The sequence below is a fragment of the Streptomyces filamentosus genome (assembly GCF_014654895.1).
In the GTDB taxonomy this organism is placed as follows: domain Bacteria; phylum Actinomycetota; class Actinomycetes; order Streptomycetales; family Streptomycetaceae; genus Streptomyces; species Streptomyces filamentosus.
In genome coordinates this window covers 2,382,235-2,407,868 of the sequence record NZ_BNBE01000001.1, presented here as the reverse complement: position 1 = coordinate 2,407,868, position 25,634 = coordinate 2,382,235, and the positions used below count along the sequence as shown (strand labels likewise).

The window sequence follows — 25,634 nt, the reverse complement described above, 5'->3', positions numbered from 1 at the left end:
TCCATCTCGTCTCACGATACGACACACCGGTGACACGGTCGCCTGTCCGTCCCTACGATCGACCGCATGAAGCGACAGGCGGAACTCACGAAGCGGCGGGCAGTAGACCTGTGCCGCATCGCCGCCATGCTCTGTCGCTCCGTCTGAGCGGGACGCGCTCCGCGCCCGTATTCCCCGGCCCGCCGGCCCCCGAGGTCCGGGCCGCACCGCGCAGCACGACGCCGTCGGGCGCACCCTCCCGACGCGCACCCGCACATGCAGCACCACCCCCGCACCACACCGCCGCACACTGCCCCGGAGGAGAACAGACATGGCTCGCAGCGACGTACTGGTCGACGCGGACTGGGTCGAGGCCAACCTCGACAACCCGGCCGTCGCGATCGTCGAGGTCGACGAGGACACCGCCGCCTACGACAAGAACCACATCAAGAACGCGATCCGGATCGACTGGACGAAGGACCTCCAGGACCCGGTCCGCCGCGACTTCATCGACCAGGAGGGCTTCGAGAAGCTCCTCTCGGCCAAGGGCATCGCCAACGACACCACGGTCGTCCTCTACGGCGGCAACAACAACTGGTTCGCCTCGTACGCCTACTGGTACTTCAAGCTCTACGGCCACCAGGACGTCAAGCTCCTCGACGGCGGCCGCAAGAAGTGGGAGCTCGACTCCCGCGACCTGGTCGACGGCTCCGAGGTCCCGGCCCGCCCGGCCACCGAGTACAAGGCCCAGGCCCAGGACCTCTCGATCCGCGCCTTCCGCGACGACGTCGTGGCCGCGATCGGCACCCAGAACCTGGTCGACGTCCGCTCGCCCGACGAGTTCTCCGGCAAGCTGCTCGCCCCGGCGCACCTCCCGCAGGAGCAGTCGCAGCGTCCGGGCCACGTCCCGTCCGCCCGCAACATCCCGTGGTCGAAGAACGCCAACGACGACGGCACCTTCAAGTCGGACGAGGACCTGAAGGCCCTCTACGAGGCCGAGCAGGTCGACCTGGCGAAGGACACCGTCGCCTACTGCCGCATCGGCGAGCGCTCCGCCCTCACCTGGTTCGTCCTGCACGAGCTCCTCGAGGTCCCGAACGTCAAGAACTACGACGGCTCCTGGACCGAGTACGGCTCCCTCGTCGGCGTGCCGATCGAGCTCGGCGCCAACAAGTAAGACTCCCCCGCGACAGGACAGGACGTAACAACATGTGTGGAGCACAGGTCGGCGGCCCCGACGTCAGCACCCTCAAGCCCGGTGAGACGGCCATCCAGGGCCAGGTGACCAAGGACGGCGAGCCCGTCACCGGTTACGTGCGCCTGCTGGACGCCTCCGGCGAGTTCACGGCCGAGGTCCCCACCTCCGCCACCGGCCAGTTCCGCTTCTACGCGGCCACCGGCGAGTGGACCCTCCGCGCCCTCGTCCCCGGCGCCCAGGCCGACCGCAAGGTCGTCGTCACCGAGACGGGCAGCCTGACGGACGTCGCCATCGCGGTCTGACCCGCACCGCCGCACGAGCGGCACCTGAACGGCCGGAGGGCCGTGCCTCCTGGGGGGTTGGACGCCATCACCAGGACTCGGGGCACGGCCCTCCGGCTTCTTCGCGCGGCCGGGGCGGGGTCGTACGCTGGAGGTGTGTACGCACGGCGGCGACGTGTCTACTTCTGGATGATGGGCGCCTGCCTGGTCCTCTTCGTGGGCGCCTGGGCGGTGGTGCGCCTGTTCTCCGTGCCGGTGGCCGTGGGGATGTGCGTCGTGGCCATGGTGATCCCGCCGGTCGCCGCGATGGTCGCGAACCGGCGGGGGCCCGAGGACCGCTGGTGGGACGATCCTTCGGGGGACCCGACGTCGGACGAGTGGTGGGACGAGCTCGACGGGAAGAAGCGCCGCCGGGAGCCGTGAGGGTCAGTAGACGAGGGCCTGGGTGTCGTCGGCCAGGGCTTCCTGGACGAAGACCTGGGCGCCGGCGATGCGGACGCCTTCCAGGACGTCCTGTTCGGTGATGTCGCGGCGGGCCGCGCACTGGGTGCACAGGGTGAGCCGGCCGGCCGCCAGGATCGAGTCGATCAGGTCGGGCAGCGGGGCCGCGTGCGGGAGGTCGAACTCGGCGGCCCGGCCCGGGAGGGCGAACCACGCGGACTCGCCCGTCAGCCAGAGCGACACCTCGACGCCGCTGGCCACGGCGACGGCGGCCACGGTGAAGGCCTGGGAGCAGCGCTCGGGGGCGTCGGCCCCGGCGGTCACCTTGATCACGAGCTTCTTCGCCATATACCGAACTGTAATGCGAGGCCGGGCAACTCCCCGCACGCCTCACGGGTCATGGAGGCGCGGATGAACGGAATCCGCCCTTCTAGTCTCGTGGGGGGACTGTCTTGGAAGCCTCGGAAGCGGTCGAATCCGCTCAGAACGGACCGGCTCCGGCGCCGGAAGCCGTTCCGGAACCTGTCACGCGGTCGGTTTCGCGCCGCAGGACCGGTCGTACGCTCGCGCTGATCGCGGTCGCCGCCGTGCTCGGCGTCATCGGCGGCACGGCCGTCGGCTACGGCGTCCAGGCGGAGCGCCCGCCGACGCCGCTGCCCGCCCTCAACCAGCCGGACCTGGCGTATCCCGCGAAGCCGCTCCCGAAGGGCGAGGAGCCCGGCCCGCTGCCGGCCTCCGAGGACGCGGGGGCGAAGACCGAGGGCGACCTGCGCAAGCTGCTCGTCCCGCGTCCCGCCGGGGCCCGCGAGAACCCGGCCGGGCCGCGCGACGGCTGGTACGACGTCGCCTCCTACGCGGGGGAGTTCAGCGACGAGAGCTGGATGCTCACCTTCCTCGGCGAGAACCACCTGCGGCGGATCGCCCACCGCAGCTGGGAGTCGGGCGAGAACCGCACCACGATCGTCCGGCTCGTCCAGTTCGGCCCCAGCGACGTGGTCGGGGCCCTGGAGCACGCCCGGGACCAGCTCTCCTACATGGACGCGGAGGAGCACGCGGACGACGTGGGCGACGCGATCGAGGGCAGCGGCAACGGCCGCTACTACCTCTACCCGGCGCGCCGGGAGGCCGGCTACCTCGACCTGTACCGGGCCCGGGCGGTCTTCCAGCGCGGCGACGTGATGGCCGAGATCGACATCTTCGACACCGAGAAGATCAGCAAGAAGGACATCCGCACGCTGGCCGAGAAGCAGCTGGAGCGCCTGTGAGCGAGCACGAGAACCCCGGGGCCGTGGAATCGGTGGAGTCCGTGGGATCGGTGGAGTCCGTGGTGCCCGTGGAGGGGGCCCGTCCCCGGAGGAAGGCCGGGCGGGTGCTGCTGGGCGTCGTCCTGCCCGCCGTCCTCGTCCTGGGCGCGGCCGGCGGCGGCATCGCGTACACCGCCGTCACCGTGGCGAACGCCGACCGCACCGCCGAGACCGTCGGCTGGGCGCCGGTCGGCCCGGAGGCGGCCGGAGAGGACCCGGCGGAGACCACCGTCACCCGGGGCCGCGCCGACACCCCCATGAGCAAGCTGCTGCTGCCCGTCCCCGAGGGCTACCGCCTGGGCCCCGACATCGAGGCGTACGGCAACGACGCCGAGCTGACCGGCCAGGAGGCCACCGCCCTGCTGAAGGGCGAGGCCCGCGGCCTCTCCGGCAAGAAGCGCCGGGCCTACGAGAAGCGCATCGAGAAGCTGGGCGTCCAGGGCATCGGCCTGCGCTCCTTCACCTCGTACGACGGCGGCCTCGTCGTCGAGGTCCAGATCGTGCGCATGAAGGACAAGCGCGGCATCCACGACCTGTACCAGGGGAAGCGGGAGATCACCGAGTTCCTGGAGCTCCCCGAGGGCCCGAGGATCAAGGACCACCGCAACTCCTCCTGCTTCCTCCTGGAGGACCCGCAGGACCGGACCGAGGGCGAGAGCGAGGAGGAGCGGGAGGAGCGGGAGAACGCGCTGCGGGGCATGTCCTGCTCCGCGTACGACTCCGAACTCCTGGTCTCCGTCACGGCGTTCGGCGCGGTCCCCTTCGAGAAGTCCGAGGTCGCGGACCTCGTGAAGAAGCAGCTCGACCACATCAAGTCCCCGGGGGAGTACGTATGAGCGTGACCGAGTCGAGCCCCGCGGCCGACGAACAGCCGTCCCCGCCCCCGGCCGCTCCGGCCCCGGCGGACGCGGTCCCCGTGGACGCGCCTTCCGCGGACGTGCCCCCCGCGGACGCGTCCTCCGCCGACGCGCCTCCCACGCCCCGCAAGGCGCGCCGGGTGCTCGCGGCCGTCGCGCGGTGGACCGCGGCCGTCGTGGTCTTCGCCGGGGCGGGCGCGGGCACCGCCGCCTGGATCACCTCCCTGGACCGCCACGAGGTGCCGGGGCTCGCGACGGAGGGCGACGGCCGGTGGGAGTACCCGCGGCTCGGCCTCCCGGCGCTGCCGGAGGGCCGTCCGCGGCCCTTCACCGACGGCAACGACGGCGAGGTCCACCACGCGGACGCGCGCCGGCTCGTGCTGCCCGCCCCGGCCGGCGCGAAGGTCGACCCGAAGGCCGACGGTGCCTGGGTGACGACCGAGTCCTTCCTCTCCCTGTACGGGGAGGAGGACCGGGCCGAGCTGCGGACGGCGCTCGCCGACTCCACGCTCCGGCACGTCGCGGCCCGCGCCTGGAGCATGCCGGACGGCACCCGCACCACCGTCCACCTGCTCCGGTTCGGTTCGGTGGCGTACGCGGAGGCGTTCAAGGACGAGGCCCTGGACGCGGGCGTGGCCGCCGCGCCCGGGGTGCTGCCCCGGGGCGTCGAGGCGGTGGTGCCGGAGGACTACGCCTCGGTCGTCGACGTCCCCGGCACCACGCTGTACGCCTTCCGGGAGAAGAAGCCGTACGGCCCCGAGCAGACCCGCTGGGCGTACCTCCAGACGGGCGACATCGTGGCGGTGGTGAGCCAGGTCCGCGCGGGCGAGGCGCTCGCCGTCCCGTTCCAGCAGACGGTGACCCTCCAGAACCAGCTGCTCGGCTGAGCCGGCCCTCTCCGGGCGTTCGCGCGCGGGCCCGTCCACAGGCCCGTCCACCGGGCCGTCCACCGGGCCGTCCACCAGGTTGTCCACAGGAGACCCACCTCACCGAGTGGGCCGGGCCCCCGCCCACTAAGCTGGGGTCCGGCCCGTTCCGCCTTCACCCTCAGCCGAGGAGCACCCCGTGATCGTTTTCTTCGAGACTCTGCTGGTCCTGGTCGCCGTCGGCGTGCTCGCCTTCGCCGGTCTGACCGTGAAGAAGCTGTACCAGGGCCAGCGCTGACCTCCCGGTCGCTCCTTCACCGATCTCCCCTCACCGGTTCCCCTTCACAGATCGTCTGAGCCGCTCATGATCCAGATCCCGTCCGACCTCAATCCGGCCCTCGTCCCGCTCGCGTTCCTCCTCGGGACCTGGGAGGGCGCCGGCGTGTCCGACTTCCCCGGCTCCGAGAAGTGCAACTTCGGCCAGTCCGTGACCTTCAGCCACGACGGCCGGGACTTCCTGGAGTACCACTCGCACTCCTGGGTCCTCGACCAGGACGGCAACAAGGTCCGTCCGCTGGAGAGCGAGAGCGGCTTCTGGCGGATCGACGCGGACCGCAAGGTCGAGGTCGTCATGGTCCGCGACGACGGCGTCGTCGAGGTCTGGTACGGCGAGCTCGCCGACCAGAAGCCGCAGATCGACCTGGCGACCGACGCCGTCGCCCGGACCGCCGCCTCGGGCCCGTACTCCGGCGGCAAGCGCCTCTACGGCTACGTGAAGAGCGACCTCATGTGGGTCGGCGAGAAGGCCACCCCCGAGGTGCCCCTGCGCCCCTACATGTCGGCGCACCTGAAGAAGGTCGTCACCCCCGAGGAGGTCGCCGAGATGGCGCGCAACCTCCCCGACATGCCCGACGACGGCATCGCCTTCTTCAAGTAGGACCCCGCGGGGCCTCCGGTCGCGCGCCGCGCCCTCCTACACTGGGGGCGTGGTGAGCACCGACTGGAAGAGCGACCTGCGGCAGCGCGGCTACCGGCTGACGCCCCAGCGCCAGCTTGTCCTGGAGGCGGTGGACGTGCTGGAGCACGCCACGCCGGACGACATCCTCGTCGAGGTGCGGAAGACCGCCTCCGGGGTGAACATCTCCACCGTGTACCGGACCCTGGAGCTCCTGGAGGAGCTCGGGCTGGTGAGCCACGCGCACCTGGGGCACGGCGCCCCGACGTACCACCTGGCCGACCGGCACCACCACCTGCACCTGGTGTGCCGGGACTGCTCCGGGGTGATCGAGGCGGACGTGGAGGTGGCGGCCGAGTTCACCGGGAAGCTCCGGGAGACCTTCGGCTTCGAGACCGACATGAAGCACTTCGCGATCTTCGGCCGGTGCGGGGACTGCTCCCGGAAGGCCCGCGCCGAGGAGTCGTAGGCTTTTCCCATGAAGAGCCCTCTGAAGAGCCCTTTGCTGTCCCTGCCCGGCGCCGTTCCCGCCGAGGGCCGTGACGAAGGCGTCGCCGCGCACTACGGCGATCTGTTCCGCGAGCAGCGCTCCCTCGCCGACGGGTCGGGGTTCGTCGACCTCTCGCACCGCGGGGTCGTCACCGTCACCGGCGACGACCGGCTGAGCTGGCTGCACCTGCTGCTCACCCAGCACGTCAGCGACCTGCCGGCCGGGCAGGCCACGGAGGCGCTGATCCTGTCCGCGAACGGGCACATCGAGCACGCCCTCTCCCTCGTCGACGACGGCGAGACGGTGTGGGCGCACGTCGAGCCGGGGACGCGGGGCGAGCTGATCGCCTACCTGGAGTCGATGAAGTTCTTCTACCGGGTCGAGGTCGCCGACCGGACGGAGGAGTTCGCCGTCGTGCACCTGCCGGCCGGGTCGACCGCGGACGCGCCGGAGGGCACGGTCGTACGGGAGACGGCGTACGGGCGCGACCTGTTCCTGCCGCGCGCGGAGCTGGAGTCCTTCGCCGCCGCGCACGGGCCGGCCGCCGGCGTCCTCGCGTACGAGGCGCTGCGGGTGGAGGGCCACCGGCCGCGGCTCGGCTTCGAGACGGACCACCGGACGATCCCGCACGAGGTCGGCCTCATCGGCACCGCCGTGCACCTCCAGAAGGGCTGCTACCGGGGGCAGGAGACGGTCGCGCGGGTGCAGAACCTGGGCAAGCCGCCGCGCCGGCTGGTCTTCCTGCACCTGGACGGCAGCGAGGTGAGCCTGCCGGGTCACGGCACCCCGCTGCGGCTCGCGGCCGACGGGCCGGAGGGGCGTCAGCTCGGCTTCGTGACGACGGCCGTCCGCCACCACGAGCTGGGGCCGATCGCCCTGGGCCTGGTGAAGCGGAACGTGCCGGTGGACGCGCCGCTGATCGCGGGCACGACGGCCGCCGCGCAGGAGACCGTCGTCGAGCCGTAGGCGTCAGGCGCCCGGCCCTTCCCGCCGTGGGTGCCCGACCTCTCGCCGTGGGTGCCTGACCGCCCGCCGTGGGCGTCAGACGTCCAGCAGGACCGTGAACGGGCCGTGGTTCGTGAGGCTGACGCGCATGTCGGCCCCGAAGCGGCCCGTCTCCACGTGGGCGCCCAGCTTCCGCAGCTGTGCGACGACCTCGTCGACGAGGGGTTCGGCGACGGGGCCGGGGGCGGCGGCGTTCCAGGTGGGGCGGCGGCCCTTGCGGGCGTCGCCGTAGAGCGTGAACTGGGAGATCACCAGCAGCGGGGCGTTCACGTCGGAGCAGGACCTCTCCTCCTCCAATACCCGGACGGACCAGAGTTTTCTGGCCAATTGGGCGGCCTTTTCCGGAGTGTCGTCATGGGTGACCCCGACGAGGACGCACAGCCCCTCGCCGGTGATCTCGCCGACCGTCTCCCCTGCGACGACGACCTTCGCGCCGTCCACCCTCTGCACCACAGCTCGCATGGGCCCCAACCTACCGATCGGGGATTTCTGGGGGCCGAACGGGTGCAGAGCGCCTGCACGCGCGCGTGCCGGGGTGGCACCATGCCAGGAGGCGGTGCGGCTCCGCACCGGTCGAGGGGACGATTCTCATGAGTGCATCCAGCACCGGGCCCACGCCGTCCGGTCCCGTACCGCTGATCCGCCCCGCCGGTGCGGCCGGCGGGCCGGTCGCCCGGCCGCCCGCGCAGCGGACCGCCGAGCCCGCCGGGCACGAGCTCGGGCGGCTGCGCCTCTCCGAGCTGCGGACGCTGCGCCGGGAGGCGCAGAGCGACGAGGCCGACCTCAGCTACGTGCGGCGGATGCTCCAGGGGCGGATCGACATCCTGCGCGCCGAGCTGGCGCGCCGGAGCGATCCGGAGGCGCCGGTGCTCGACCGACTCTCCGAGATCCTCGCGGACGTGCCGTCCCGGCACCGCACCTCGGCCCGGCACGTGACGCTGTCCACGCCGCGCGGGGAGGAGTACCGGCGGCTCGCGGCCGAGATGCTGTCGGAGGTCGAGCTGTCGGACCTGACGGCCCGGACGGACGAGGAGCTGCACACGGCGATGGGGCGGCTCGCCGGGTACGAGCAGGAGGTCTCGCGCCGCCGCCAGTCCCTCCAGCGGACCGCCGACGACTGCGGCGCGGAGATCGCCCGCCGCTACCGCGAGGGCGAGGCCCAGGTCGACGACCTGCTGGCCTGAGGGACGCGGAGGGCGTGCGGCGCCGGGGAGGACGTGCGGCGCCGGGGACGCGGAGGGCGTACGGGACCGCGGGGAAAATGCCGCGCCGAGGGCCGGGGGCCGTGCGTAGGGTCGGGGGATGGCTGTCGAACTGCGCGCGGTGACCGGGTCCGAGTTCCCCGACTGGCTGCGGAACCTGCGGACGGGCTTCCTGCACGAACCGGTGGTCTCGGACGCGCTGGTCGCCGACCGGCTGGCCCACGTGGACCTCGACCGGACGCTGGCCGCCGTGGACGGCGGCCGCGTCGTCGCCACCTTCCGCTCGTTCCGGCAGGAGGTGAGCGCGGTCGGCGGCGGCGGTCTCGCGGCCGACGCGATCACGCAGGTGACGGTGGCGCCGACGCACCGCAGGCGCGGGCTGCTGAGCCGGCTGATGGCCCGGGACCTCGCCGCCGCCGGGGAGCGGGGCGACGCGGTCGCGACCCTGATCGCCGCCGAGTACCCGATCTACGGGCGGTACGGCTTCGGTCCCGCGAGCTCCGTCACCGAGTGGAGCGTGGACCTGCGCCGGGCCGGTCTCGACCCGCGCCGCACCGGGACCCCCGAGGACGGGGGCCGGATCGAGCTGGTGGACGGGGCGGAGATCCGCCGGATCGGGCCGGGGCTGCACCGCCGGCTGGCCGGCGTCCGGGCCGGCGTCACCGACCGGTCCGCGCGCGCCTGGGACGTGGCCACGGGCGGCGGCGAGCGGCTCGACCCCTGGAAGGAGCCGTACTACGCGGTCTACCGCTCCGCCTCGGGCGAGCCCGAGGGGTACGTGGCGTACCGCTGCGACGACAGGTGGAGCGACGGCAAGCAGCCGGAGAACACGCTGACCGTGGCGGACCTGATCGCGCCGGTGCCGGCCGCCGAGCACGCCCTGTGGCGGTTCGTCTGCTCGATCGACTGGGTGGAGACCGTGCGCTCCGGCCACCGCCCGCCGGACGACGCGCTGCCGATGCTGCTGCCGGACCCGCGCGCGGCGCGGACGGTGAGCCACGCGGACATGATGTGGCTGCGGGTGCTGGACGTGGTGAAGGTGCTGGAGGGGCGGACGTATCCGGTGACGGACGGGCTGGTCCTCGACGTGCGGGACGACGGCGGCCCGGCGGGCGGAAGGTTCCTGCTCGACGCCTCCCCGAAGGGGGCGCGCTGCACCCCGACCACCGCGTCGGCCGATCTCGTGCTGGACGTGGCCGAGCTGTCCCGGCTGGTCCTCGGCGACGGGTCGGCGGTCCGGCTGGCGCTGCTGGGGCGGATCGAGGAGGCGGTGCCGCGGGCGGCGGCCCGCGCCGAACTGCTCTTCCGCACCCCGTTGCGCCCGTTCTCGCCGGACATCTTCTGAACCCTCGGCGGGCACGGAGCCCTCAGCGGGCACGGAGCCCTCAGCGGGTGCGGAGTCCTCAGCGGGTGCGGAGTCCTCAGCAGGTACGGAGCCGGAAGAAGGCCCCGGAGGCGGCGACGGCCAGGGCGAGGAGGCCGCCGCACCAGGCGAGCGCCGTCCAGGGCGCGCCGCCGACCGGCTGGTCGAGGAGCAGGCCGCGCATCGACTCGATGAGCGGGGTGACGGGCTGGTGCTCGGCGAAGCCGTGCAGCCAGCCCGGCATGGTGTCGATGGGGACGAAGGCGCTGCTCGGGTAGGGCAGGAACATCATGAGGAAGGTGACCGTGTTGGCGGCCTCGGGGGTGCGGGCGAGCAGTCCGGCCGCCGCGGACAGCCAGGAGACGGCGGCGATGTAGGCGAGGAGCAGGCCGATCGCGGCGAGCCAGCCGGCGGGGGTGGCGGCGGGGCGGAAGCCGATGAGGAAGGCGACGCCGAAGACCAGTGTGGTGGCCAGCAGGTTCCGGGCGACGGTGGCGACGACGTGTCCGGTGAGGAAGGGGACGGCGCCGACGTCGAGGGTGCGGAGGCGGTCCACGGTGCCGCGCCGCATGTCCTCGCTGACGGAGACGGCGGTGCCCGCGGCGCCGAAGCCGGCGCACAGGACGATGACGCCGGGGACGACGTAGGTGACGTAGCGGGTGTCGCCGGTGTCGATGGCCCCGCCGAAGAGGTAGACGAAGACCAGCATCAGCAGCACCGGCATCACCAGCGCGCTGATGACGGCGTCGGGGTTGCGCCGGCCGAGGAGGATGCCGCGCCCGCTGAGGGCGGCGGCGGTGGCGAGGGGGCTCGGGGTCGGGTCAGACATGGCTCGGTTCCTTCGCGGCGGGGCCCGTCAGGTGGAGGAAGACGTCGTCGAGGGTCGCGCCGTGCAGCGCGAAGCGGTCGATGTCGGCGCGGTGCGGGTCGAGTTCGTCGAGCAGGGCGCGGACGTGGGCGGCGCTGCCGTCGGTGGGGACGCCGAGGGCGAGGGCGTCGGGGTCGTGGGTGGTGGCGTGCGGGGCGAGGCGGAGGTACGCCTGCCGGTCGCGGGCCACGAGGTCGAGGCGGTGCCCGGCGTAACGGGTCTTCAGTTCGGCCGGGGTGCCCTCGGCGAGGGTGCGGCCGCTGCCGAGGACGGCGATGCGGTGGGCGAGCCGGTCGGCCTCCTCCAGGTACTGGGTGGTGAGGAAGACGGTGGTGCCGTGTCCGGACAACTCGCGGACGACGTCCCAGAGTTCGTTCCGGCTGCGCGGGTCGAGGCCGGTGGTGGGTTCGTCGAGGAAGACGACCCGGGTGGTGCCGGGGTCGCGGACGAGGCCGGCGGCGAGGTCGAGGCGGCGGCGCATGCCGCCGGAGTACGTCTTCGTCTGCCGGTTCCGGGCGTCGGTGAGCCGGAAGCGTTCGAGGAGTTCGTCGGCGCGGCGGGCGGCGGCCTTCCGGGAGAGGCCGGAGAGGCGGGCGGTGAGGCGGAGGTTCTCGGCGCCGGTGAGGGTCTCGTCGACGGCGGCGTACTGGCCGGTGAGGCTGATGGCGCGGCGGACGGCGGCGCGTTCGGCGACGACGTCGTGCCCGGCCACGCGGGCGTGCCCGGCGTCGGGGGCGGCGAGGGTGGCGAGGACGCGGACGGTGGTGGTCTTCCCGGCGCCGTTGGGGCCGAGGAGGGCGAAGACGGTGCCGGTCTCGACGCGGAGGTCGAGGGAGTCGAGCACGCGGGTGGTGCCGTAGGTCTTGGTCAGGCCGGTGGTCTCGATGGCGGGAGGCATGGGTGTCCCCTTCGGTCGCGCTCGGCGGCGTACTGCGTATGCCATACGCGTTATTGCGTAAGGGTTACGCATTACTAGGATGGGCGTCAAGCGGGCGAGCTCAGGAGGCGGCGCGGATGGCGGGCGAGAAGGACCGGAAGCGGGAGACGGCTGCCCGGGGGGAGGGCGGCTCGTTCCTGCCGGCCGCCGTCGAGGTCGCCTGGGGGCTGCGCGAGCGCCCCTCCAAGGGGCCGAAGCCCGGCCTCAGCCTGGACCGGATCGTCGCCGCGGCCGTGGACCTGGCCTCGGCGGAGGGGCTCGCCGCCGTCTCCATGGGGCGGGTCGCCAAGGAACTGGGCGTCTCGACGATGTCCCTCTACCGCTACGTCTCCGCCAAGAACGAGCTGTACGTGCTCATGCAGGAGGCCGCGACGGGCACGCCCCCCGACCCGTTCGGCCCCGAGGTCGGCTGGCGCGAGGGGCTGGAACGCTGGGCCTGGTCCATGCGCGGGGTGTACCTGCGGCACATGTGGCTGCTGCGGATCCCCGTCTCGGGCCCGCCCGCCACGCCGAACGCGGTGGCCTGGTGGGAGCAGGCGCTGGTCGCCCTCGACGGCACCGGCCTGGACGTCGGTGCCCGGCTGGGCATCGTGATGCTGGTGGGCGGCTTCGTGAAGAACGACGCCCTGCTCGCCGTCGAGCTGGGGGAGGCGGTGGCCGGGAGCGGCGACGCCCCCGAGGAGGCCATGCGCCGGTACAGCGGCACCCTGCGGCGCCTCGTCGACCCCGCCGTCTACCCGCAGGTGGCCGGGGTGATCGACTCGGGGGTCTTGGACCGGGCGGACGACCCCGCCGACGAGTTCCGCTTCGGCCTGGCCCGGATCCTGGACGGCGTCGCGGCCCTCGTGGAGGGCCGCGCTTCCTGATCTTCCGTCAGGCCGCGATCGCCACCTCGGTGTTCGCGGCCTTCGCCGGGGTCCGCAGTACGATCGCCGCGACCGCGAGGGCGGCGACGAGGAGCCCCGTGCCGGCCGCGAAGGCCAGCCGGTAGCCGCCGGTCAGCGCCTCGGCGGCGCTCCGTCCCGCCGCGTCCAGCGCCTCGGTGCGGGCGGCGGCCAGGGTGGAGAGGACGGCGACGCCGAGCGCCATGCCGATCTGCTGCGTGGTGTTGAAGAGCCCGGAGGCCAGCCCCGCGTCGGCCTCGTCGGCGCCCGACATGCCGAGCGCGGTGAGGGCGGGCAGCGCGAGGCCGAAACCGGCGGCGAGCAGCATCACCGGCAGCAGGTCGACGGCGTACGAGGCGTGCACCGGCAGCCGGGTCAGCAGGCCGAGCACCCCGATCAGCAGGGTGATCCCGGTGAGCAGCACCGCGCGCTCGCCGAAGCGGGCGATGAGCCGGGCCGCGCCGCCGAGCGAGACGGCGCCGATGACCAGGGCGGCGGGCAGCATGGCGAGGCCGGTCGCGGTGGCGTCGTACCCCCGGACCTGCTGGAGGTAGAGGGCGACCAGGATCTGGAAGGCGAACAGGGCGGCGACCATGAGCAGTTGGACGAGGTTGGCGCCCGCGACCGCGCGGGAGCGCAGGATCCGCAGCGGCATCAGGGGCGTGGCCGCCCGCCGCTGGCGGACCAGGAAGCCGGCGAGCAGGGCGAGCGAGAGCGCCCCGAGGCCCAGGGTGTGGACGGAGGCCGCACCGTGCTCCTGGATCCGCACGACCGCGTAGATGCCGGTGGTCAGGCCCGCGGTGACGAGCAGCGCGCCGAGGGCGTCGGCTCCGGCGCGCAGTCCGAGGCCCCGGTCGGCGGGGAGGGCGCGGACGGCGAGGGCGAGGGTGGCGGCGCCGATCGGCAGATTGATGAAGAAGATCCAGTGCCAGGAGAGGGCGTCGGTGAGCAGTCCGCCGAGGACCTGGCCGAGGGAGGCGCCCGCGGCGCCGGTGAAGCTGAACACCGCGATGGCGCGGGCCCGTTCGCGGGGTTCGGTGAAGAGCGTGACGAGGATGCCGAGGCCGACGGCGGAGGACATCGCGCTGCCGGCGCCCTGGAGGAAGCGGGCGGCGATCAGGAGGCCGGGGGAGGCGGCGACGGCGGCGAGGAGGGAGGCGCCGGTGAAGACGGCGGTCCCGGCGAGGAACATCCGCCGCCGGCCGATGAGGTCCCCGAGCCGTCCGGCGAGCAGCAGGAGGGCGCCGAAGGCGATCAGGTAGGCGTTGACGACCCAGCTCAGCCCGGCCGGGGTGAAGCCGAGGGAGGTCTGCATGGCGGGCATGGCGACGGTGACGATGCTGCCGTCGAGGACGGTCATGAGCATGGCGCCGGCCAGGACGGCGAGCGCGAGGGAGCGGGAGGGGGAGTGGGCGGGGGCGGGGGCGGGGGCACGCATGGGATCTCTCCTGTCGGTGGAGGCGACAGGAGAGACGCTAGCAGAAGGTTTTGTTGCAGACTATTTTTTACGGAACTTAGTTTGGGGTGGGGGAGGGGTGTCAGTCCTGGTGAGGGGGGCGTCAGTTCTTCTGACGCGCCCGGCGGGCGGTCCCCGCGCCCTCGACGGGGGTCTTCAGGTGGTCGTCGGCCAGTCGCCCCAGCGCCCTGACCAGCACCTCCCGCTCCTCTTCGGGGAGCGAGCCGAGGGCGGCCGCGTGGACGCCGTCGACGATCCGGCGGCTCTCCGCGGCGACCCGCGCGCCCGCCTCGGTGACGGCGATGATCCGCGCCCGCCGGTCCGTGCTCGACGGCCGCCGCTCGGCGAGTCCGGCCTTCTCCAGGGCGTCGACGGTGACGACCATCGTCGTCTTGTCCATGTCCCCGATCTCCGCCAGCTGCGCCTGCGTGCGCTCCTCCTCCAGGGCGTGGACGAGGACGCAGTGCATCCGGGCGGTCAGCCCGATCTCCCCGAGTTCCGCCGCCATGCGGGTGCGCAGGACGTGACCGGTGTGGTCGAGGAGATAGGAGAGGTCGGGCTCGCTGCGGCGGGGCGTCATGGCGGTCATGGGTCCCAGGGTAGCCAGGATCGATCCGTTCCGGACGGTCCGGAAGCGGACGAAGCGGGGGGCGCCCGGGTCGGGGCCTACGCCTGGGCGATCCGGATCATGTTGCCGGCCGGGTCGCGGAAGGCGCAGTCGCGGACGCCGTACGGCTGGTCCACCGGCTCCTGGAGGACGTCGGCGCCCGTCGCGCGGACCTTCTCGAAGGCGGCGTCGACGTCGGCGGTGCGGAGGTTGACGCCGCGCAGCAGTCCCTTGGCGAGGAGCTCGGTGACGGCCTTGCGGTCCTCGTCGGTGGCGTTCGGGTCGGCCAGCGGCGGTTCGAGGACGATCTCGACGTCCGGCTGGGCGGGCGACCCGAGGGTCACCCAGCGCATGCCGCCGAAGTCCACGTCCTTGCGGACCTCGAAGCCGAGCGCGTCGCGGTAGAAGCCGAGGGCGGCCTCGTGGTCGTCGACGGCGAGGAAGCACTGGTGCAGGTTGATGTCCATGGCTCCACGCTAGGGAGCGCCGCCCGGCCGCGCTTCTCCGTTCCTGACCGGCCGCGTGACGACCTTGGCGACGCAGGCGGGGAGGGCCGCGTCGGCGCCGTGCTCCCGGGCCCGGTAGGCGCTCGGCGTCTCGCCGACCAGCTGGGTGAAGCGCGAGCTGAACGAGCCCAGCGACGTACACCCCACCTCCATGCAGACGTCGGTCACCGACAGGTCCCCGCGCCGCAGCAGCGCCTTGGCGCGCTCGATCCGGCGGGTCATGAGGTAGCCGTACGGCGTCTCCCCGAAGGCCGCGCGGAAGCTGCGGGCGAAGTGCCCCGCGGACATCAGGGCGGTCTGCGCCAGCGCCGCCACGTCCAGCGGCTGCGCGTACTCCCGGTCCATCCGGTCCCGGGCCCTGCGCAGGCGCCGGAGGTCGTCGAGCGGTATCGGCGTGTCACGGGTCACATCGCCACCGTACCGGGATGTGACTGAGCACGGTGGTTGTCACATGGGAGTCGCCCCGACGTCGGCCCCTGCGACGGCGTGAGCGGGATTGTTGTCACTGGAAGTGCAGGATTCTTGTCACGCTGAGATCGTTTGCGGTCTTGTTGTCACCAGTACCGAAGATCGCCTACAGCGTGCGCCGGGCTTCGCTTCCCTGGAGACGTGGCGGAGGTTCAAGGATCTGGCGGGGTACACGCCCGGACGGCCGACGGTGCGGCGTACGAGCCCCTTTGGTCGCATGCGTGCAGGTGGGACGACCTGCTCGTGCCGGTCTCCCTCGGCTCGGGGCGTCATGCGCTCGACCTGGACGAGGGCTGGACGCGGCGGTGGACGGCTACCTGGCGGTACGCCGGGGGTGAGGTCACAAGCGCGGTGGCTGATCTGGCAGCCGTTCCGGTCACCAGGCTGGGGCCGATGCGGGGATTCACCTGGCGGCGCGATCAGCGTCATCGTCCCGGCCTTGAGTACATGGTCAGTACCGGCTGCCTGCATGGCTTCGAGAGCCTGGAGGAAGCCGGTCTGCTGCTGGTCCTGGATTTTGTCGGCGGCGTGGTCGAGGTCCTCTCACAGCCGCTTCGGCTGAAGTTCCGTACAGCCGACGGATGGCGCAGGCACACCCCCGACTTCCTTGTAGTAAGCCGCCTGGGCATCTGGTTGATCGACGTCCGCCCCGCTGACCTGATCGGTGACGAGGACCGGGAGTCCTTCGCAGCGGCGGCCGAGGCCGCGTTGGCATGCGGCTGGCACTACACGGTGGCTGCACGGTGGAAGCCGCACGTCCTGATGGCGGTGGACGCGATGTCGGCCAGGCGCCGACCGCTCACGGACCCGCTGGGTGTCCGGCCGGGCCTGCTCGCCGGAGCCGGTGCGGCGATGACCTTCGGGGAGATCGCGGCGGGAAGCGCGGTCGAGCCGGTTGCCCGGGCCCATCTGCTGCATCTGCTGTGGCACCGCCGCGTCGGCATCGATCTGGGCCGGCCTCTCGGGGACCGTTCCACGGTCGTTCTCGGATCGGAGTCGTCGTGAGTACCGCTCGCGCGCTGGACCTGTCCGTGGGTGCCGGGGTGGTGCTCGATGACGTCGAATGGATCGTCGAACGACGTGAACCCCATATCGGGCGGGTTCAGTTGGTGGGACCCGACGGTTCACGGCAGCGCTTGACGTTCCGGTTCCTGGCCAATCACCAGCACTGCCGTCCTTCGTCCCGCACGACGGGCTCGGGGGCGGGCCGTGGCCGGCAGCCCGCATCGGTGGGGGACCTGAAGCCGGACAGGCGCCGGCTGGCCGAGCTGCGCATGGCTCATCTGCTGGAAGTGAAGACGGGGTTCCGCAGCGGTGACCCGCTGCGGCCGGGTCCGGGGGAACCGAAGCCCGAATACGACCCGGCGACGACCACGCTGACCGAGCGGCGACTGGCGAAGGTCGCCGAGCTCAAAGCCCTGAACCGTGAGGAGGCGAAGCTACTGGGCCTCGCGGAGGTGGGCTACCGCACGCTGATCCGCTGGGAGAAGAACCGCAGCCGCTTCGGGCTGATCGGCTGCGCGGACGACCGATGGCTGCGGGAGAGCGGCGGGCATCCGAGCATCAGCGAGGAGGTCCGGGAGGCGATCTTCGCGGTGCGGGCGGAGACGCTGCACCGCTCCCGGGTGGACGGCCGCACCCGCGAGGCCATGATCCACCAGTACGTACGGGAGACCTTCGGTCCGGACACCGCGGTCCCGGGCTATCACACCCTGCTGAGGGTCTGGAAGGAGTGGTTCGGCCCGAGCGGGGCACGTCAGCGCTATGAGCGCTCGGCCCAACTGCCCACCAAGGCTGGTCATGTGGTGGTCCACCGCCCCGGGCAGGTGGTGGCGCTGGACAGCACGGTGCTGCCCGTCATGGTCCGTGAGGGTGTGTTCGGCGATCCGGTGAAGGTCCATCTGACTCTCGCCATGGACGTCTACACGCACTCGCTGTGCGCCTTCCGCCTCACCTTGGTCTCCGACACCTCGGTGGACGTGGCGATGCTGCTGCGGGACGTGATGCTGCCGCTGCCGATGCGGGAGGACTGGGGCGAGGAGATGGAGTGGCCCTATCCGGGGCTGCCTGCCGCCGTGGTCGCCGAGTTCGCCGGGCATGAGGTCGCCGGGTTGCCGTTCTTCGCCCCGGAGACCGTGACCACTGACCACGGGTCGGTCTACCGCAACCACCATCTCGTCGATGTCCAGCGCGTGCTCGGCTGCAACATCCTTCCCTCCAGGGTTCTGCGTCCCACGGACAAGCAGGTGGTGGAGAGGGCCTTCGGCAGCATCCGGTCTCTGCTGTTCGAGCACCTGCTGGGCTACACCGGGGTCGATTCCGCCGATCGTGGGGCCGATCCGGAGGGCGACGCGACGTGGACCATCGGGCAGATGGAGCACGTGATCGCGACGTGGATCGTGAAGGTGTGGCAACAGCGTCGCCTGGGCGAGTGTGCGCCGAGCTGGGACCCGGGCGGTGACCACAGCCCGAACTCGCTCTTCGCGGCCTCGTTCGCCCAGGGTGGCTTCGCGATGGAGATCCCTTCGCCCGAGCTCTACTACCAGTTGCTGCCGCAGCACTCGGTGACGAAGATCCACGGCCGCCGTGGGGTGAAGATCCGTGGGCTCTGGTACGACGGCCCGGCTCTGGATCCCTACCGTGACCAGCGGTCCACCCGTGGTGGCAGACGTAAAGGGCAGTGGATCGTCCACCGCGAGCCCCGTGACCGCCGCACCGTGTTCTTCCAGGACCCGCTCACCCACGCTTGGCACCCGCTGCGCTGGACAGGACTCCCGCCGGAGGGCAGGACGCCGGCCTTCGGCGACGCGCGGGTGCGCGACCTCTTGCAGCGGGCACAGAAGGCGGGACTGAAACCGAAGACGGACGCCGAGCTCCTGCCGCTTCTCCTCGACATGATCGGCCTGCACACACCTGTCGCGCACTGGCCGACGCGCCTGAAGAAGTCCCAGCGCACCGAATACGCCCGCGACGTCATCCAGGCCAACACCGCTGCCGCCGATCGTCCGGCTCCGCAGGCCGAGCAGGAGCCTGCCGCCCGGGCGGCAGGAGACACCGTCGTCCACCTGCACTGGCCGGAGCAGGCACGCAGGGCCGAGGAGAGCCTGGACGCCGAGCGTCGCCGACGCAGAGAAGAAGCCGGGCCAGCCCGACCCGCGCTGCCGCCCCCGCTGGGCGCCAGCTACCGCAAGAGGAACTTGTTCATCCTGCCCGACGGGGACGAGAACGACGAGGATGAGCCGGGCGGCAGTTCGCTCCCGGCCGGAGGGGAATGACGTGGTCGATGGCCAGAGTGGACCGCAGGACGGTGTGGTCCCGTTCCTCCGGATCGGTCCCTCGCCGAACCGGGTCACCCACGAGGGATACCAGCAATGGCGGCGAACACGAGGAGCCTTCATTCCGGCGCCAAGACTGACGCTGGACCAGTACCGGGCCATGAGCCCCCGCAAGCGCGGGCTTCACGACCTGCACAGGGCGGCGACCCATGTGAACCTGCGGATGCAGGAAACCCCGATGAGCGCACAGGTCACCGCGCTGATGCGGGCCAGACTCCAGAACAACGCGCTGAAGCAGACACCCGGCACCCGCGACGGACTGATGATCAACGGCGGCGGCTACCAGGGAAAGACGGAGACGGCCTGTGAGACCGCCGCCGAGTTCGAGGACTTCTGGCGCGACCTGCACCACCAGCTCAACCCGAACGCGATCCCCGACACCCGGGACCTCTTCCTGCCGGTGGCCTACTGCCAGACGCCGGTCAAGGCCACGCCGAAGGGACTGTGCGAGGCGATCCTGGACTTCTACGGAGCTCCGCACGCCAAGACCCTGCGCGGGCTGATCCGCAACGTTCGCGAGTCCCTGCATGCGCACTGCACCACAGCGCTGCTGCTGGACGACATCACCCGCTTGAAGATGCACCGGGAAGACGACCAGGACACCCTCGACCTCATCCGGGACCTGATGAGCCTGAACGTCACGCTCGTCCTCATCGGCGTCAACATCCCCGGCTCCGGGCTGCTGCGGGAAGGCCGTCACGACCCGCGCACCGGGCAGACGGTGCTGTCGCCCGTCAGACGAGGCAGAAGCCACAACGACGAGGCGGCCACCCAGACCGAACGCCGCTTCGACATGATCAACCTCGACCCGTTCCACTACGACACCCCCAACGGCATCGCCGCCTGGGTCAACCACCTCGCCTGCATCGAGGACCAGCTACGGCTCTTCCACGCGGCACCGGGCATGCTCACCGACGGCACGATGCCCGAGTACCTGTTCCGCCGCACTGAGGGGATCGTCGGGCTGCTGAAACGCCTCATCGAGGACGGCTGCACCAAGGCCATGGAGACCGGCCAGGAGAACCTGACCATCGACCTGCTCGAAGAGATCCCCATCAATCTCGGCAACGTCCCCGGGCGGGACCCAGGATCCGGCGAGGTCCCTGTGCTCAAGGACGAAGGGAAAGGCACCCCTCCCAAGCGGCGCAGGCGCGGCCGGAACACCGTCTTCGACGACCGAGGCGGCCGTCCCGCCGCCGATGCCTGATGGCAGGACGACTACGCCCCCTGCCTCGGAGCCTGGATCCGCTGGCGGACGAGTCGATCCACGGCTACCTTCTCCGACTCGCGCACCTGTTCGGTGCCGCACCCTTGGAGATCGCCGTCCGGACAGGGCTCGTTGTTCAGGGACGCGGTCGAAACGGCATTCCCGTTCGCCTTCTGCACGACCTGGACGAACAGCGACTCGATGCGTTCGCCCGCGTCACTCGCCTCACGCATGACGAGGTCCGAGGGTTGCTGACCGCTTCGCTGGGCGAGCGCTACGGTCCGCTGAACGCTCGTCTGCTGGCCGAGTTCCGTACGTCCACGAGTATGGTCCACAACAACCGCTGGATTCTCACCAGGGCGACTCGGTACTGCCCGCGATGCCTCTCCGGTGACGGAACCGAGATCGAAGGGCGTCACGGCGGATGTTGGCGCCGGTCCTGGAGACTGCCTCCCGTCTTCGCCTGTCTACGCCATCAGCGGCCGCTGCTGTATGGCTGCCCCCGCTGCGGTCAGGACATCAACGCAGCCCGCGCCAGCAGCCTGATCGCCCGAGCCTCCGAGGCGGGCCTCCACCCTGCTCAGTGCAGAGCCACCATCCCTGGCACACGGGCGATCTGCGGTGCGAGCCTGGCCGACGGTGAGGCGGACCGACGCCCCCACGCTCCCTCCACGGTCGCTGCGTTACTGAGGCTTCAGTACCACTTCGACAGACTCTTGGACCCTGACGGACCGAAATCGGTGGGCAGCTTCGGATGGCAGGTTCCTACGGCCCAGCACTTCATCGACCTCCGCGCTCTGAGCGCGTTGATCTTCATGGCCTGGCCCTGTGCCAGGGAACTCGCAGAAACGGAGGCTCTAGCCGTGCTGGTCGACAGGGAGGCAGAGAAGCGGCACGCCGAGTTCTCCAAGTCCCGGGCCGAGGCTGAGGCTGGACGGCGGCGCCAAGCATCACACCACTACAGCGACCCGGCGGCGGATCCCGCCGTCGCCGGCGCGGTGCTCGGCATCGCCGCACAGCTGCTGTCGGCCCCTAACGAGAACGAGACCCACGAGGTGATGGCACCCATCATCGACAGAGCCAAGGAGCGGAACTTCTCGATGAGTTACCAGTTCCGCAGCTTCAGCGGGTCCTCCTACCCGCTCCAAGCCATCCTCCTGACCTCGCGCCGGGACCGTGGTGCGTTCCAACGGATGGAACAGCGGATCGAGAGCAAGGGCTTCAGCCGTCTCACCGGAGCCGATCGGCGCGCATGCTGAATCGGGGCTCAAGCTTGCCGCTGTGTGGGAACATGCTGGGAACGAGGATTCCTCCCACGACCGCAAAAGCCGTATTCCCCTGTTAACTTACCCCGTAAGAGCGTGGTTCTTTCCATGCCCCAGGCATGGAATAGCCCTCAGGCCTGGCGAAGGCCTGAGGGCGTGAGATGGCCCGAGAACGTGAAGCTGCTTGGTGCAGGCTACATCTCTATGTAGTCGACCTTGTCATTCCACGTTCCACCACCAGGATAGGAGGCGTTGGGGAACTTGTAGCAGCCCAGGTTGCCGAGCGCCATGAACGGGTCCATCTGCAGAGTGCGAGCGTCATAGGCCAACACACCTTGCATATCGCGCTTCACGCAGGCTGCGCTGGCCTGGTCCCTGAAGCCCCAGTCGCCGAAATTCTTCGTTCCCTTGGCAGACCACTGCAGCCGACGGCCGGTGTAGTCGGAGTGCTCCCAGAAGCAGACCCAACCGTAGGCGCAGTCGGTGGCCGCTGTGGGGCCGAATATGGTGGCTTCCTTCGCCAGAGACCGAGACGCGGACGATCCCTGCTGTGTCGCGGCGAGCTTCGCGGCAGCCTGGTCGGCCTCCTGCGTGGTGGCGTAGCACTGAACGCTTCCGTCTTGCAGTTCGCTGCACGCCTGGGCCCCCTGCCAACCGTCGGAAAGGTTGATCTTCCTTCCCTTGTATGTGGCGATGACAGGCTTGCTCTGCGCGAGCTCTTCCTGGAGCCGCTTCTCCTGTTCGGGTGTCGCGAAGCCGGTCTCGGGGACGAGGGTGGCGTCTGCCGCGCTCGAAGTTTGTGCCCCCGCTACCAGCAAGCTGGCCGCCGCGACGAGGGGTGCGAGGACTCGTGTGATGCGCATGCTGCTCCTGTGTGACAGGTTTGTGTGGGTCATAGGGATCTCACAGCATGCGAGATGGAGAAACCGTGCTCGCGATCACTCTTGACGAGTTATCGACTATTCGCGTCCGAATGGCGCGGTAAGTGTGGCTCGAATTTTATGGCTCAATTTGATCGCCCTGTGGTCCGCGGAACCTGTCCGGCCTCATCTGCGATTCCGTGTCCAATGACTGCGATGGAGGTTACGGCAGTCCCCGCGTCTCCCCAGGCGTTGCTCTTCGTGAGGACGGTGCGCGAGCCGAGAAAGTGCGCCGTCGTCGTGTCAAAGATCCATTCGGCGCGCTCTCCGTTGTGCTCGCGGGCAACGGCCACGCCCGTACGGCCGGCGGCATCGACGGCATGGGGAAGGGTGACTACGCCGGGGATGCGGGCCGCTGCGCGATAGAGCGCCGCCGTGATATCCGGAGGCGTGACGGAGCTGCGGAGGAGATCGCCAATGGCGACGAACGCCTCCTGATCCGGACCAGTCGTGGAGTCAGTGCCCTGACCGTGGTTCTTCGTTGCTTCCTCGTTGATCGCCTTCAACAGTGCTTCCGGATTGCTCGGCAGTGACGTCGCGAACGTATAGGTAGGTGCGTTGAAGCTTCCCTCGCCCGGAGTCTCCGGAACCCAGGTGCTTTTGCCGTTCTTGCGCTGGAAGGTCGGGGTGGAGCCATCGACAGACGTCCACTGCTCCATATCCTCACGCTCCTGCCGACGGTCCATGCCTCCTGCGGCATTCTCGGACAGGACGGTCGTGTGCCCTGCCACTTTGAGGTACGAGTACTGGTTCCCCCGGACTGCGCTGACCGGTTCTGCTGCGGCAGCCAGTGCGGCTCGCTCCAGCAGAGCTGCAGACGCCGCCGTTGCCGGCGGAACAGCAGCCGGCAAGGTCGGTTCAGGGCTCAAGGTAAGGATGACGGCTCCCGCAACCACTGCGGCCCCTAGGGCGACGGTGATCCTCCGCGGGCTGAACATCTTGGAAGCGAACGAGCCTTTGTTGTGCGACATCCGGTCGATCTCCCTCAGAAAGTGTTGCCGACGCCTGAAGTGTTGCGTTCCTGCCATTTCGGGTACCGGCAAGTCGGGTACCGATTCGCGTTCCTCTTCAAGACCGTCGTTTCCCCATGGGGCCTGACTCCTCATGAGACGCTCCTCCTGTTGCTGTCGAACGTTCGCTTTGTGCCCTCCGGCCTCGCTAGTACGTGTCCGGAACGAGCCGTAGGTTCCCGCGACGGCACATCCCTGTTCAGGTTCAGTTCCTCCTCGACTAGCTCACGCAGTTTTCGCCTGGCACGAGAGAGCCGTGACCGCACCGTCCCCACAGGTACTCCGAGGGCAGCAGACGTCTCCGCATAGCCCAACTCTGACCAGACGACGAGGCACAGCACCTCGCGATCGGCCTGCTTCAGGCGCCGAACAGCTCTCGCTACTGCTGCCAGACGCTCCGTGTCCTGGAGTTGTCGGACTATCCCATCCGAGAAATCAGGCAACGGCTCCATGGGGGGGAGACGCGACATCGCGGCTCGGTGCCGTCGGGCTGCTCGGGTGGTGTTCCTCGCCACGTTCGTGGCGACCCCTAACAGCCATGCGCGTACGTTGCCGATCTCACCCCGTAGCTTCCCTCGCTGCTTCCACGCTTCCAGGAAGGTGAGCGAGACGATGTCCTCAGCTGTAGCCCAGTCGCCCACGAGGCGTACGGCGTACGCGTAGACGGCCCGTGAATGATCATCGAAGATCTCGGCAAACGCATCCCGGTCGCCGGACCGGAGTCGTTCGTTCAGTTGCATCTCCACAAAGACAAGTGTCCAAAGTCTGCGACAGGTTCCCGCTTTCGGTAGACGGATCTCTGCGGCTTCGAACTTTCGCCACGCCGGATCCACACCGGCTGGAAGCGTTCTCATGGCGGCGCACGCGACATCGTGGTCGCCACGCATCCCACATCATGAGGTCATGCGCCCGCTGCCCCGCAGTCTCGATCCGCTCCCTGACGAGGCGCTGACCGGCTACGTCCTGCGCCTCGCGCACCTCCTCGGAACATCGCCAGGGGCGGTCGCAATCCGGACCGGCTTGACCGGGGGCCGTAAGGAGAACGCGCTGTTCCGCATCCCCATGCGGCTGCTGCACGACCTGGAGTACGAGCAGGCGAGACTCTTCGCCCGAACCACCCGCCTCTCCCCGGGTGAGGTCGGCCGACTGCTGGCTTCCTCGCTCGCCGGGCGGTATGGACCGTTGAACAGCAGGTTCACCCTGCGCAGTAGTGCAGCGAGGATGATCAACGACAACGCGTGGCTGCTGACTCGAACGCCGAGGTACTGCCCGCAATGTCTTACCGGGGACGGGAGCGAGATCCAACGGCGCCACGGGGGGGCTTGGCGGCTTTTCTGGCGCCTCCCGCCGGTCTTCGCCTGCCCTCGGCACCGTCGCCTCCTGCGGATCGACTGCCCGGCCTGCCGCCGGCCCGTTCACGCGGTCGAGATGAACAGCATCATCGCCCGCCCCTGGGACGAGGACCTTCATCCGACGCAATGCCGGTCCACGAGCACACCGCGCACTGTCGGGCGCCTCCAGCCGGCCTGTGGTGCACAACTCGCGGAGTCGGTCGGGGTTGTTCCCGAGACAGTGTCCGACCCGCAGACGCTGGAGCATCTCCTCGGCCTTCAACGACGGCTCCTGAGGCTCCTCGATCCCGTCGGTCCGGTCGTGACCCCGAGCGTCGGCTGGCTGATCCCCGCGGCCGACTACTTCGCCGATCTGAGAGCGCTGCTCGGCCTCGTGTTTCTCTCCTGGCCTGCGGCTCGCTCCTTCGCCGCGACCCCGGCGCTCGCGGAGGCCCTCGATCGGGAAGCCGAGGAGCGCCTTGCCCGAGCAGCGGCCCTTCGCGACCGGCCCGGGAAGAAGCACAGCTCGCGTCCCTTCACCGACCCACCGCTGGACCCGTTTCTCATGGGCGCGGTGCTCGGAATCGCCGAGCGGCTGCTTGGCGCCCCGGACGAGGAACAGGCGCGGGAGCTCATGCTGCCGCTCATCCACCAGGCCAGCCGCGTCGATCAAGCCCTGTCGATCTACCTCCGGCGCGAGGCGTGGGTCTCGTTCCCACTGCGGATCGTCAGCATGAACCGTCCCAAGAACATGATGGCGATGGGCGACATCATCGCCTGCGGGCCGATCCTCAGGGGCGGTGGCAGCGGAGCACGCTCGGAGGGGTATCGCCGACGCGAGCCCTGGTGACAATTTCCCTGCTCAAGTGACAACCATCGTGCTCAGTCACACGGGAACG

Annotated in this window: 28 protein-coding genes; 17 read left to right on the top strand and 11 right to left on the bottom strand. The window is 70.6% G+C overall.

The genetic code is table 11. From position 1 onward, the window contains the following. Positions 1-310: 310 nt before the first annotated feature. From IE326_RS10830 to IE326_RS10820, 3 genes are all read left to right on the top strand, one after another. Complete coding sequence (locus IE326_RS10830) at positions 311-1,156, top strand: sulfurtransferase (protein ID WP_030750554.1); 846 nt, start codon at positions 311-313, stop codon at positions 1,154-1,156. 32 nt (positions 1,157-1,188) lie between these two features. Continuing rightward, positions 1,189-1,479, top strand: coding sequence for a DUF1416 domain-containing protein (locus IE326_RS10825; protein ID WP_030750551.1), 291 nt, complete (start codon positions 1,189-1,191; stop codon positions 1,477-1,479). Between the two features lie 135 nt (positions 1,480-1,614). Next, positions 1,615-1,881 (top strand): DUF3099 domain-containing protein, encoded by a 267-nt coding sequence (locus tag IE326_RS10820; RefSeq protein ID WP_150229965.1) that lies wholly within the window; start codon positions 1,615-1,617, stop codon positions 1,879-1,881. Positions 1,882-1,884: 3 nt separating this feature from the next. Here the strand turns inward: IE326_RS10820 and IE326_RS10815 are convergent, their stop codons facing one another. Next, positions 1,885-2,247, bottom strand: coding sequence for a DsrE family protein (locus IE326_RS10815; RefSeq protein ID WP_150229967.1), 363 nt, complete (start codon positions 2,245-2,247; stop codon positions 1,885-1,887). Between the two features lie 239 nt (positions 2,248-2,486). Between IE326_RS10815 and IE326_RS10810 the strand changes: the two genes are divergently transcribed. The 6 genes from IE326_RS10810 to ygfZ all read left to right on the top strand — a co-directional run bounded on the left by IE326_RS10810 (position 2,487) and on the right by ygfZ (position 7,337). Then, a complete protein-coding gene (locus IE326_RS10810) occupies positions 2,487-3,164 on the top strand; it encodes a hypothetical protein (RefSeq protein WP_229915289.1) in 678 nt (225 codons plus the stop codon). Continuing rightward, the gene (locus IE326_RS10805) at positions 3,161-4,039 is read left to right on the top strand and encodes a hypothetical protein (RefSeq protein ID WP_229915288.1); all 879 of its coding nucleotides are present in this window, start codon (positions 3,161-3,163) and stop codon (positions 4,037-4,039) included. The genes IE326_RS10810 and IE326_RS10805 overlap by 4 nt, the downstream gene beginning before the upstream one ends. Beyond that, positions 4,036-4,947, top strand: coding sequence for a hypothetical protein (locus tag IE326_RS10800; RefSeq protein ID WP_190041392.1), 912 nt, complete (start codon positions 4,036-4,038; stop codon positions 4,945-4,947). Before IE326_RS10805 ends, IE326_RS10800 begins: the two co-directional genes overlap by 4 nt. Positions 4,948-5,290: 343 nt before the next feature. Next, positions 5,291-5,863 carry a heme-binding beta-barrel domain-containing protein gene (locus IE326_RS10795; RefSeq protein ID WP_150229973.1) on the top strand — a complete coding sequence of 191 codons (573 nt, stop codon included), beginning with the start codon at positions 5,291-5,293 and terminating at the stop codon, positions 5,861-5,863. A gap of 49 nt (positions 5,864-5,912) precedes the next feature. Beyond that, positions 5,913-6,350 carry a Fur family transcriptional regulator gene (locus tag IE326_RS10790; protein WP_150229975.1) on the top strand — a complete coding sequence of 146 codons (438 nt, stop codon included), beginning with the start codon at positions 5,913-5,915 and terminating at the stop codon, positions 6,348-6,350. 21 nt (positions 6,351-6,371) lie between these two features. Further along, positions 6,372-7,337 (top strand): CAF17-like 4Fe-4S cluster assembly/insertion protein YgfZ, encoded by a 966-nt coding sequence (gene ygfZ, locus IE326_RS10785; RefSeq protein ID WP_150232932.1) that lies wholly within the window; start codon positions 6,372-6,374, stop codon positions 7,335-7,337. A gap of 75 nt (positions 7,338-7,412) precedes the next feature. Here the strand turns inward: ygfZ and dtd are convergent, their stop codons facing one another. Then, positions 7,413-7,838, bottom strand: coding sequence for a D-aminoacyl-tRNA deacylase (gene dtd / locus IE326_RS10780; RefSeq protein ID WP_150229977.1), 426 nt, complete (start codon positions 7,836-7,838; stop codon positions 7,413-7,415). Between the two features lie 128 nt (positions 7,839-7,966). Between dtd and IE326_RS10775 the strand changes: the two genes are divergently transcribed. Next, complete coding sequence (locus IE326_RS10775; RefSeq protein WP_150229980.1) at positions 7,967-8,560, top strand: RsiG family protein; 594 nt, start codon at positions 7,967-7,969, stop codon at positions 8,558-8,560. Positions 8,561-8,678: 118 nt separating this feature from the next. Beyond that, the gene (locus IE326_RS10770) at positions 8,679-9,923 is read left to right on the top strand and encodes a GNAT family N-acetyltransferase (protein ID WP_190041391.1); all 1,245 of its coding nucleotides are present in this window, start codon (positions 8,679-8,681) and stop codon (positions 9,921-9,923) included. A 76-nt stretch (positions 9,924-9,999) separates the two neighbouring features. On the opposite strand, the gene IE326_RS10765 is transcribed toward IE326_RS10770, so the two are convergent. Next, positions 10,000-10,770, bottom strand: coding sequence for an ABC transporter permease (locus IE326_RS10765; RefSeq protein ID WP_190041390.1), 771 nt, complete (start codon positions 10,768-10,770; stop codon positions 10,000-10,002). Beyond that, positions 10,763-11,707, bottom strand: a complete 945-nt coding sequence (locus tag IE326_RS10760) for an ATP-binding cassette domain-containing protein (RefSeq protein WP_190041389.1) — start codon at positions 11,705-11,707, stop codon at positions 10,763-10,765. Before IE326_RS10760 ends, IE326_RS10765 begins: the two co-directional genes overlap by 8 nt. Positions 11,708-11,823: 116 nt before the next feature. Here IE326_RS10760 and IE326_RS10755 point away from each other — a divergent pair, with 116 nt between their 5' ends. Next, positions 11,824-12,612 (top strand): TetR/AcrR family transcriptional regulator, encoded by a 789-nt coding sequence (locus tag IE326_RS10755; protein WP_229915287.1) that lies wholly within the window; start codon positions 11,824-11,826, stop codon positions 12,610-12,612. 7 nt (positions 12,613-12,619) lie between these two features. Here the strand turns inward: IE326_RS10755 and IE326_RS10750 are convergent, their stop codons facing one another. The 4 genes from IE326_RS10750 to IE326_RS10735 form a co-directional block, all read right to left on the bottom strand. Next, positions 12,620-14,068: an MFS transporter gene (locus tag IE326_RS10750; RefSeq protein WP_190041388.1), complete on the bottom strand. Its 1,449-nt coding sequence runs from the start codon at positions 14,066-14,068 to the stop codon at positions 12,620-12,622. Between the two features lie 121 nt (positions 14,069-14,189). Further along, positions 14,190-14,675: a MarR family winged helix-turn-helix transcriptional regulator gene (locus IE326_RS10745; RefSeq protein ID WP_150229993.1), complete on the bottom strand. Its 486-nt coding sequence runs from the start codon at positions 14,673-14,675 to the stop codon at positions 14,190-14,192. Positions 14,676-14,752: 77 nt separating this feature from the next. After that, positions 14,753-15,160 (bottom strand): VOC family protein, encoded by a 408-nt coding sequence (locus tag IE326_RS10740; protein ID WP_190041387.1) that lies wholly within the window; start codon positions 15,158-15,160, stop codon positions 14,753-14,755. A 9-nt stretch (positions 15,161-15,169) separates the two neighbouring features. After that, complete coding sequence (locus IE326_RS10735) at positions 15,170-15,589, bottom strand: helix-turn-helix transcriptional regulator (protein ID WP_150232936.1); 420 nt, start codon at positions 15,587-15,589, stop codon at positions 15,170-15,172. A gap of 429 nt (positions 15,590-16,018) precedes the next feature. Between IE326_RS10735 and IE326_RS10730 the strand changes: the two genes are divergently transcribed. The 4 genes from IE326_RS10730 to IE326_RS10715 all read left to right on the top strand — a co-directional run bounded on the left by IE326_RS10730 (position 16,019) and on the right by IE326_RS10715 (position 21,468). Next, positions 16,019-16,672 carry a TnsA-like heteromeric transposase endonuclease subunit gene (locus IE326_RS10730; protein ID WP_229915286.1) on the top strand — a complete coding sequence of 218 codons (654 nt, stop codon included), beginning with the start codon at positions 16,019-16,021 and terminating at the stop codon, positions 16,670-16,672. Beyond that, entirely contained in the window at positions 16,669-18,942 is a 2,274-nt protein-coding gene (locus IE326_RS10725) for a transposase (protein WP_190041385.1), read from the top strand. Before IE326_RS10730 ends, IE326_RS10725 begins: the two co-directional genes overlap by 4 nt. 238 nt (positions 18,943-19,180) lie before the next feature. After that, on the top strand, positions 19,181-20,209 hold the full coding sequence (locus IE326_RS10720; protein WP_229915285.1) for a TniB family NTP-binding protein: 1,029 nt from the start codon (positions 19,181-19,183) through the stop codon (positions 20,207-20,209). After that, positions 20,209-21,468, top strand: a complete 1,260-nt coding sequence (locus tag IE326_RS10715; RefSeq protein ID WP_150230002.1) for a TniQ family protein — start codon at positions 20,209-20,211, stop codon at positions 21,466-21,468. The genes IE326_RS10720 and IE326_RS10715 overlap by 1 nt, the downstream gene beginning before the upstream one ends. A 200-nt stretch (positions 21,469-21,668) precedes the next feature. On the opposite strand, the gene IE326_RS10710 is transcribed toward IE326_RS10715, so the two are convergent. The 3 genes from IE326_RS10710 to IE326_RS10700 form a co-directional block, all read right to left on the bottom strand. Further along, a complete protein-coding gene (locus IE326_RS10710) occupies positions 21,669-22,337 on the bottom strand; it encodes a peptidase inhibitor family I36 protein (protein WP_170313846.1) in 669 nt (222 codons plus the stop codon). A 143-nt stretch (positions 22,338-22,480) separates the two neighbouring features. Next, positions 22,481-23,500: a CU044_5270 family protein gene (locus IE326_RS10705; RefSeq protein ID WP_229915284.1), complete on the bottom strand. Its 1,020-nt coding sequence runs from the start codon at positions 23,498-23,500 to the stop codon at positions 22,481-22,483. Further along, positions 23,497-24,144: an RNA polymerase sigma factor gene (locus IE326_RS10700; protein WP_150232941.1), complete on the bottom strand. Its 648-nt coding sequence runs from the start codon at positions 24,142-24,144 to the stop codon at positions 23,497-23,499. Before IE326_RS10700 ends, IE326_RS10705 begins: the two co-directional genes overlap by 4 nt. Positions 24,145-24,307: 163 nt before the next feature. On the opposite strand from IE326_RS10700, the gene IE326_RS10695 reads away from it, so the two are divergent. Further along, positions 24,308-25,585 (top strand): TniQ family protein, encoded by a 1,278-nt coding sequence (locus IE326_RS10695; protein WP_190041383.1) that lies wholly within the window; start codon positions 24,308-24,310, stop codon positions 25,583-25,585. The last annotated feature ends 49 nt before the right edge of the window (positions 25,586-25,634 follow it).